The 890-nt window shown below is 66.5% G+C and carries 1 protein-coding gene; it reads right to left on the bottom strand.

Annotated elements, in window-relative coordinates:
* The coding region (locus IE247_RS33925) for a condensation domain-containing protein (protein ID WP_229869531.1) at window positions 1-847 on the bottom strand (847 nt) is incomplete at its 3' end.
* Window positions 848-890: the final 43 nt, after the last annotated feature.

Below are 890 nucleotides of genomic sequence, written 5' to 3'. Positions count from 1 at the left end.
CCAGAAGCCCCCGCGCCTCACCCGCCGAGAACAGATCCGGACGGTAATTGATCCGCAACTTCAGACCACCCACCGGCCCGGCGATCAACCCCAGCGGATAACTGATCGACTCCCGAATCCCAGACTCGAACACCCTCAAGCCACCGGGTCCCGCCATCTGGGGTTCGGCGTCCGACGGGGCTTCCTGGTTGCCGCCGCCCGACGGGAAGTTCTCGAAGGCGAGGATGGTGTCGAAGGCGGCTCCCGCGCCCGCCAGGCGCTGGATGTCGCTCAGGCTCAGATACTGGAAGTCCATGAGGGCGGACTGCTCGGCCTGAAGCTGCACCAGCATTCCCGCCACCGTCTGCGCGGGGTCGAACCGTACCCGTACGGGGACGGTGTTAATGAACAGACCCAGCATCGATTCCATGCCCGGCAGATCAGCCGGCCGCCCCGCGACGCTCGCGCCGAACACCACATCACGGCGGCCCAGCAGCTTGGCCACCAGCAGCGCCCACGCCGCCTGCACCACCGTATTCAGCGTCACACCATGAACACGGACCAGCTCCCGCAGACCCGCGTTCAGAACCTCATCGGCCTCACCGGACACCACCTCGCCATGCACCAGCTCGGCATCCCGATCCACCGGAGCCACCAACGTCGGCTCCTCAGCCCCGGCCAGGGCTCCCCGCCAGGCCTCACGCGCGGCTTCTCTGTCCTGGCCTGCCAGCCACTCCAGATAGTCGCGATAGGAGACCACCGCAGGCAGAGTGCTTCCATTGCCCTCGGCCTCGTACGCGGTCCACAGCTCCTGCATCAGGATCGCCAGTGACCAGCCGTCGAGGACAATGTGGTGCAGCGTGATCATCATCCGATGCTGGTCGGGACCGGTCCTGACCAGCAGGATCCGC

Source organism: Streptomyces inusitatus, from assembly GCF_014651115.1.
GTDB lineage: Bacteria > Actinomycetota > Actinomycetes > Streptomycetales > Streptomycetaceae > Streptomyces > Streptomyces amakusaensis.
The sequence above is the reverse complement of the archived record's forward strand: the minus strand, read 5'-3'. Positions and strand labels throughout refer to the sequence as shown.